Below are 7,851 nucleotides of genomic sequence, written 5' to 3'. Positions count from 1 at the left end.
GGCTTGGTCCCCGGCAGTCACGGCACGGACCTGGCCGGCCGTGAAGGGGGGACGTGGGGAAAAGCGCCGGTGTGGCACACGGGCACGCGACGGGCGACGGGCACCCGGCGGTCACGCCGTCGACGACGCGCTGACCATCGACCTCCTTCTACAGTGGTTCGTATTCACCGTCGGCGCCCGCGCCGGCGGTGCCGGTCCCGGTCGCCAGCTCCGCCGAGCTGGTGGGCGCCGCCGTCGGCATCCCGTCGTCGCGCGCGCCGGTCGACGGCTCGCACGTGTGGTCCGACCCGTCGGCCATCGGACGTTGCGCTGGCAGCATGGAGACAGTCTGCGATCGCAGCGGTGATGATTCGATTGACCGGATGCGGGATTAAAACGTCCGCGCGGAGCGTGGTCTTTTCTTCGTCCCGCTCCGGGAACCGTTCGTCGGCGGGGAGTTTAGAGCGCCCGGCAACAGGACTGGCGGGCGCTCTTATCGATCCCGCGCAGGTGGGCGGCCCTCGTCGCCCGTCAGGCCGAGCTCCACGACCCGGATGGCGAGCGCGGTACGTGAGTCCACCCGTAACTTGCGCATGGCCGAGCGGACCTGGCTCGCCACGGTCTGCACGGACACCGTGAGCGTGTCGGCGATCTGCCGGTTGGTCCGGCCGCCGATCAGCAGCCGGGCCACCTCCCGTTCCCGGGGCGACAGCTGGTCTCCGTAACCGGGCCGGCCACGGCCCCGTGTGGTGGTGGTCTGCCAGCCGTGCTCGTGCAGGGTCCGGGTCACCCGGTCGGCGTCGTTTCGGGCACCCAGCAGGGTGAACTGTCGGGCGACGTCGGCGAGCAGGGGCAGCGCGGTCCCGTGCTGCCCGGCGGCGGCCAGGCACCGGGCCTGGCGTTCCCGGGCGAGCAACGCCTCGTAGGGGCAGGGCAGTGCCTGCCACGCGGCGGCGGCCCGGGCGAACAGGGCGGCCGCCTGCTCGGTGGGTCCGTGGGCCTCGGCGAGCATCGCGCGGCACAGCTCCAGGGCCGCCTGCGGGGCCGGCGCCGCCGTGCCGGGCAGCGCGCGGTGGAACGCGGCGACCAGGTCGGCGGCCTCGTCGAGGCGTCCGGCGGCCACCAGGGCGTCGACCCGTACCGGCACGACCTGGATGCCCCGGGTCCAGATGCCGTGCCGGACGGTGACCTCCACCGGGTCGGCGGTGATCTTCAGGGCATCGTCGATCAGGCCGTCGTGCAGGTACAGCGTCGCCAGCGCCGCCGCGGCCTCGATGCGCTGCTGGTCGTCCCGGCCGGCGAGAAGCAGCCGCTGCACCGCCTGTTCCCGGTCGCCGGCTGCGGCCTGCAACAGGCCCGCGAAGAGCGCCGCCTCGCACTGGTCCTTCCGCCACACGCCACCGTCGATCTCCACCAGGGCGTCGACCCGCTCCGTCAACCCGTCCCAGGCACCGGTGCACCAGTCCAGCCGGGCCTGCGACGACGCGATGGCCCCCAGTAGTCCCTGGAACTGATGGCTGTCGGCGACCTTCCGTGCCTTGGCGAGCCACGACCGGGCCTCCTCGTAGCGTCCCCACCGCAGGGCCGCCTCGGTGAAGTTGGTGTGACTGATCGCGATCAGTCCGGCGCGGGGCGGGTCGTCGCTGTCGTCCGGGAGTCGCCGGGCCTCCGCCCAGGCGCTCTCCTCACCGAGCATGAGCAGCGCGAAGGTCCGCTCCTGGCGCAGCCGCAGCCGCTCGTAGGACGCGATCGACGGCGCCAACGGAGGCGCCTCACGCAGCCACCGTAGGTGCGCGGCGGCCGGCCGGGCGGCGCCGAGGGGCAGGGCCAGCAGGGTCCGGGCCCGGGCGGCCTCCACCGAGTCCGGCGCCAGAGCCGTCATCGCCCGCTCGATCTCCCGCCGTCCCTCCTCCATGGCCCCGGCCACCATGAGGACCCGACCGAGTTGGAAACGGGCCACCGCCTCCTGGTGCGGGGTCAGCGTCGCCGACCGCAGGGCCGACCGCAGCGCGTCCACGGCCGCCCAGTAGGGGTCCGCGTCCGGCAGCGACTGGAAGTGGATCTTCGCCACGAGCCGGACCAGGGCATCGGCCGGCAGGGCGGCGGTGCTGACCAGGTTGTGCAGCAGCAAGGCCGCCGTCGCCACGTCACCGGACTGGGTGGACAGGTCCGCGGCCTGCTCGGCGTACCGGCACCACGCCCCGGTCTCGCCGGCCTGCCGGAAGTGGTGGGCCAGTTGCGCGGCCGACGGCAACGCCGACGCCTCCACCGCCCGACCCGCCCGCAGGTGCAGGTGACGGCGCTCCGGCACGGGTACGGCCTCGTACACGGCGTGGCAGGCCAGGGCGTGCCGGTACGACAGGTGGCCGCGCCCGTCCTCGCGGAGCAGGCCACAGGCGACCGCCTCGGCCAGCGCGGGACCGACCCGGTCCGCCGGCAGTTCGGTGACCGCGAGCAGGACCGGGTAGTCGGCCGGGGCGGCGAGCACCGCGGCGGCGTGCAGGACGGTCCGGGTGTCGGGTCGGAGGCGGCCGACGCGTTCGAGTACGGCGTCCCGGATCGTCGGCGGCACCTCGATCCGGTCCAGCCGGCGGCGCGCCCAGCCGCCGTCGCGGCGGACCAGGTCGGCGCGGTCGTGCATCAGCCGTACCGACTCCTCCAGCGCCAGCGGCACGCCGTCGGTACGCAGGTGCAGGAAGGTGGCGAACTCCGCCGAGACGTGTTCGGCGGCGAGCATCGAGGAGACGAACGCGGCGGTCTCGTCGACTTTCAGCGGGCGCAACGCCAGCCGGACCAGGTGGGCGTCGGCGGGGAGCCGGGAGGACAGCCGCCGCAGCAACGAGTCGGGCGACAGTTCCTCCGGTCGGTAGGTCACCACCACACTGACCGGCTGGGGTCGACGCGCGGCCAGGAACAGCAGGAACTCCAGGGTCGCGTCGTCGGCCCAGTGCACGTCCTCCAGGGCCAGCACCGACACGTCGAGGCGCCCGAGCAGTTCCACGAAGGCCCGGAAGAGCCGGTGCCGTGCCGCGGTGGGGTCCTCCAGCGGTTCCGGTGACGGAGGCAGGTCGGCGGCCCACTCGGGGAACAACGGCCGTAACGCGCCCGCGAGTCCACTCAGTCTCAGTCCGGACACGTTCCCGACGCCCTCGCGTACCGCGTCCACCACCGCACCGAGGGTGTACGGCTCGCGCAGCGGCGGGCAGGCCCCGACCAGGCTGCGGTGCCGGCGTCCGGCCGGTGCGGTCAGGAACTCCCGCAGCAGCCGGGTCTTGCCGATGCCCGCCTCGCCTTCGAGCAGGATCACGGCGGGTGGTTGTCCGAGGGCCACGTCGAGGGTACGCACCTCCCCGTCGCGTCCGACGAACCGTGGCGCGGAGACCGCTGGTAGCGGACTTCGGTCGACGCGGGCAGGACCGCTCAAGGCCGCCCCCTTCGGCAGCTCACTGGTCCGGCCATTCTCGCCGAGGGATCGTCCGATGATCAAGGACATGACCAGGGTGTGGACCACAGGGCCGGGTGGCCCGCCCCCGCCCTGCCCGGAAGCCGTGCCGGCATCCCGGTGACCGGCTAGTCTCCCCCGGCCGGTCCGCTCCCCGGCTGGCTGCCGCCGCAGAACCGGAACAGGTGCACTCCGGCGTCACCCACCACACAGAACGTGCCGTCGCTGTCGCACCAGCACAGGTCGGTCACCGGGCTGGAGATCCGCATCGAGGCGACGTTCGTGAAGGTGCCCCAGGTCCAGACGCGTACCGAGGCGTCGTCACCGCCGGTGAGGAGGAACCGGCCGTCGGGGCTGACCGCGCACGCGCGTACCGCCGCGCCGTGTCCCGGGAGGGCCCTGGTCACCAGACCGTACGGCAGGGTCCAGACGCGGACCATCCCGTCGTCTCCCCCGGTGACGAGGTGTTCACCGGACGGGGTGATCGTGCAGCAGTACACCGGCGCGTGGTGGTCGGTCAGATACTGGACCGTCTCGCCGGTCCGCCGGTTCCAGACCCGGGCGGTCTGGTCCCAGCTCGCGGTGACGAGCAGTTCGCCGTCCGGGCTGTAGGCGCAGTCGGCGACCCAGTTCTGATGGGCGGACAGGACGTGTTCCAGTTTCCCGTCCGGCCACGACCAGATGCGGACCGTGCCGTCCTGCATGGCTGTCGCGATCTGCCGGTCGTCGGGCGAGAACCGGCACCGCTCCACCCGGCTCCCGGTCGTACCGAGCACCCTGCGTTCCGTTCCGGTGGACAGGTCCCACACGGAGATGACCCCGTCCAAGCAGGCTGCCGCGACGAGTGCACCGCTGGCACTCAGGTGGACCGACGAGATGGTGGCACCGGGACGGCCGAGCGAGGTGTGTGTCCGGTCGCGCACGGACCACATGCGCACGTCCCCTTTGCGGCCACCGGTCACGAACCGACCCGATCCCGGCGCCGCCGCGCAGGTCGAGGTGCGACTACGCGCTGCGGGCTCGACCACGTCGACGGTCTGCCCGTCGGCGTGCCAGATCCGCGCCGTGTGGTCCCAGCCGGACGACACCAGCCACTGGTCGTCGGAACTGAAACAGCAGTCGGTGACGTACCAGCTGTGGCCGTGCAGGATCGCGCGCGTCGTGTGCTGCCGGGCGTCCCAGAGCCGGACCGTCTGATCATCGCCGCAGCTCGCGACGAGGGTTCCGGCGTGGGACACCGATACGCAGGTGACGCTGCCCTGATGTCCCACCAGTTCGGTCACGAGCCGCCGCGACTGCCCGTCCCAGAGCCGGACGATCCCGTCGTCGCCGCCGGTGGCGAACCAGGACCCGTCGGTCGCGACGGCACACGTGGTGGCCCGGCCCGCATGGGCGCTGATCATGCCGGTCTGTTCACCCGTGCGGGTGTCCCACTGCCGGACCTGCCCGTCGGCACTGGTGGTGACCGCCCATCCGGCGTCAGGTGACAGGGCGCAGGAGAGCACCGGCGCGGTGTGCCGGTCGAAGGTCAGGCGTGGGCGGCCGGATTCGGCGTCCCAGAGCCGCGCCGTCCGGTCGTTCCCGGCGGTGAGGAGCACCGTTCCGTCGGTGGACACGGCGCACGCGTTGACCCTCCCGGTGTGGCCGGTGGCGGTGGTTCTCAGCTTCCGGCTGAGCAGGTCCCAGACGCGGACGCTCTGGTCGGCGCCGACGCTGAAGAGGGTCAGGCCGTCCGGCGAGAAGGCACAGTCCGTCACCTCGTCGGCATGTCCGTCGAGCTGGAACAGCCGTTGGCCGGTACCGGCGTTCCAGACCGTCACGGCTCTCCCGAAGCCGACCGTCGCCACGTACTCCCGGTCGCGGGACAGGGCGCAACGGGTGATCTTCGTTTCCGGGCTCCTGAAGACCCGGACGAGCGCGGCGCTCTGATCGGGAAGGGGCCAGTGGTTCTCGATACGGTCCGCTGACCAGGTGTGCGTACGGAATCGCGTGACGAGGTCGCCGAGCGGTTCCGTCGCCGTCAGCCGGCTGACGATCACGTCGGGATAGGAGGTCTCGGGCGTGATCGGCTGCAGCACGTGTGCTTCCCGCGCGAGCGCGGCCTTCAGGCTGGCCACTACCGGTGCGGTCGAGCGGGTGAGGTCCGCTTCGACTGCGGCGACGTCGTAGCGGCGGCTCTTCTCGGCCAGCCACCGCAGGTCGGTCAGCAGCGCGTCGAGTTCACCGGTCCGCCCGCTCTCCGCCAGGTGGTACGGCAGGTGCTGCCACAGGTAGTCGTGCCGGTCGGGCATGGACCACCAGGGCGGGGCTCCACCGTCGTCGCCGGGTCCGATCGCGAGGGCGGTGCGGCTGGCGTCGAGGAACGTGGCGTTCGTGCGCGCGAGTTCCGGCGGTGCGCGGAGGTGGCGCAGGTACTGTCGGAGCACGTCGTGCAGCCGTAGGGATCGCTGGGCGATCTGGTAGGCGGCCACCAGGGAGAGGTCGACCAGGTCGTCGATCACGCGGGCGGTGTCGTTGGCGTCGTACCCGCCGGTGGCGTGCCAGAGCGTGGCCACCACGTCGAACGGAAGGTCGACGTCCTCGGCGAAGATCGCCAGTTCGCGGTAGCGCTCCCGGTCCGCGTCACCGAGCAGGGACATGCTCGCCTTCATCGTGGCGTCCACGGCCCGGGCACGGGAGTCGACGATCCGGACGTCCAGAGCGGTCGGCCCGCGCCCGGACAGGCGGTCGACCAGGTGTAGGCAGGCCGTCCGCAGGTCGCTGCCGTTGCGGACCGCGCGGCGCAGGGCAGCGTTGACCAGTGCCAGCAGGAGTGGCCAGCGGCCGGTGAGTTCCAGCAGGGTCCGCCGGCTGTCGGTCGGGAACGACGGCAGCCGGGACGTCAGCACCGCCACCGATTCCTGTTGTTCCATCTGGTCGACGTGGACGAAGTGCGCGTGGTCGGGGATCACCGTCGGGATGCGCGTCGTGATCACGCGGGTGCACCGTGCCCCGCCCATCAGGAAGGGCCGTAGCTGGATCTCGTCCCACACGTCGTCGACCACCAGGAGGGTGGGTTCACGCTGGTCGAGCAACGCGCCGAGGTGGTAGCCCGCCTGTTCGGCGTCGGACAGGGCAGGCCGGTCGCCGCTGATGTGCACGCACAGGTCGTTGACGGCGGAGGCCAGGTCCGCACCGCGTCTGTCCTGTCCGACGGTGACCCACAGCAGTCCGCCCGGATAGACCTTCCGAAGGTCGGGTCGGGAGCAGACGTACGACGCGAGGGTCGTCTTGCCGAACCCGCCGGCACCGTGTAGTGCGGTCGTCACTCCGACCGTTCTTCCGGTGCCCTCGCCCAACAGTTCCAGCATCCGTCGGGTGAGCTCGGGTCGGTCCACCGGGCGGCGGTTGAGCGCGGGAAGCATCCAGGGCACGCCGGGGCGCGGGGTCGCCGGACCGCCGACGTTGTAGTTGACCGTCAGGGACCCGCCCGGTGCGTTGTACTGGGCCGCCTGCCCCCGGGCGGTGAAGGTGGACGTGGGTTGGTCTCGCTGGCGGGGTGCGGGTTCCGTCACGAGCTACGGGGGCCGGGGTTGTTGACGATGTTCATCGTGCCGCCCGGAGCGTTGTACTGAATCGCGTTGTCGCGGGCGACGAAGGTGTTCACCCACGCGCGCTGGCTCTCGGGGAGACCGGCGCGAACGGCTTCCGTCCATGCCCGTAGGTCGTCGGCCGCCTCGGGGTACTCGTCGAGGAGATCAATGAGCCGCTGCTGCCACGTCTGCGCCCACTGCTGCCGTACCGCGTCACGCTCGGATTCCGGCGTGCCGGCGACGGCTGCGGCGGTCTCGTCCGCCCATCGCCCGGCCAGTTCCTGCCGCCGCTCACCGCCGCGGCCGAAGAGCCGGACGACGCCGGTACGGGCGGCCGCCCAGACGTCGGTGGCTGCTGCTCCGACAAGCGCCGATCCGCCCGCGCCAGCCGCCACCACTAGCCAATCCGCGATCATCCGCCCTCCCCGTCTCGGTTTCCCCGCCGGCAGTCGCCGACTGTAGCGAAAGGACGCGCAGTGCGCGACCGTCGACCGGACGGGCCGGGACGCCCCGGTGGTCCGCCGTCCCGCGCCTCCGGGCCGGCACGGAGGGAGGTGGCTCACAGCCACGTCCCGGGTCGGCCGTCCGCCGACCGGGGCCGGGTAGGGTCTCCCCCGGCGTTGGTTCGCCCGACCGTTGCCGGTCGGGCGTCGTAAGAGGGAACCCGGTGCGAATCCGGGACTGCCCCGCAGCGGTGAGTGGGAACGACCGCCGTCATCGGCACTGGGCGCGATGCCCGGGAAGCGACGGCCAGTAGGCGACCGGGGAAACCCGGTCGGGCCCGCGAGTCCGAAGACCTGCCCACGCTGCGTACACAGGGCGTGTGCGCTGCCGTCGACCTCGCGGGCGGGTCGGGCG

Annotated in this window: 4 protein-coding genes and 1 riboswitch; all 4 genes read right to left on the bottom strand. The window is 72.4% G+C overall.

Features of this window, described 5'->3' with window-relative positions; genetic code table 11:
• Positions 1 to 148 precede the first annotated feature (148 nt).
• The 4 genes from GSF22_RS27405 to GSF22_RS27390 all read right to left on the bottom strand — a co-directional run bounded on the left by GSF22_RS27405 (position 149) and on the right by GSF22_RS27390 (position 7,409).
• Positions 149 to 319: a hypothetical protein gene (locus GSF22_RS27405; RefSeq protein WP_208816627.1), complete on the bottom strand. Its 171-nt coding sequence runs from the start codon at positions 317 to 319 to the stop codon at positions 149 to 151.
• A 153-nt stretch (positions 320 to 472) separates the two neighbouring features.
• Positions 473 to 3,472 (bottom strand): helix-turn-helix transcriptional regulator, encoded by a 3,000-nt coding sequence (locus tag GSF22_RS27400; protein ID WP_244454220.1) that lies wholly within the window; start codon positions 3,470 to 3,472, stop codon positions 473 to 475.
• A gap of 77 nt (positions 3,473 to 3,549) precedes the next feature.
• Complete coding sequence (locus tag GSF22_RS27395) at positions 3,550 to 6,975, bottom strand: NB-ARC domain-containing protein (protein ID WP_208816625.1); 3,426 nt, start codon at positions 6,973 to 6,975, stop codon at positions 3,550 to 3,552.
• Positions 6,972 to 7,409: a hypothetical protein gene (locus tag GSF22_RS27390; protein ID WP_208816624.1), complete on the bottom strand. Its 438-nt coding sequence runs from the start codon at positions 7,407 to 7,409 to the stop codon at positions 6,972 to 6,974. Before GSF22_RS27390 ends, GSF22_RS27395 begins: the two co-directional genes overlap by 4 nt.
• Positions 7,410 to 7,597: 188 nt before the next feature.
• Positions 7,598 to 7,812: riboswitch (cobalamin riboswitch) on the top strand.
• Positions 7,813 to 7,851: the final 39 nt, after the last annotated feature.

Origin of the sequence: Micromonospora echinofusca (assembly GCF_017614955.1) — a bacterium.
In the GTDB taxonomy this organism is placed as follows: Bacteria; Actinomycetota; Actinomycetes; order Mycobacteriales; family Micromonosporaceae; genus Micromonospora; species Micromonospora echinofusca_A.
This window is presented reverse-complemented; position numbering and strand designations above follow the sequence as displayed.

What these genes read in the sequence shown, in the direction of transcription:
- GSF22_RS27405 (WP_208816627.1), bottom strand. Translation starts at nt 319, where the DNA reads ATGCTGCCAGCGCAACGTCCGATGGCCGACGGGTCGGACCACACGTGC.
- GSF22_RS27400 (WP_244454220.1), bottom strand. Translation starts at nt 3,472, where the DNA reads ATGTCCTTGATCATCGGACGATCCCTCGGCGAGAATGGCCGGACCAGT.
- GSF22_RS27390 (WP_208816624.1), bottom strand. Translation starts at nt 7,409, where the DNA reads ATGATCGCGGATTGGCTAGTGGTGGCGGCTGGCGCGGGCGGATCGGCG.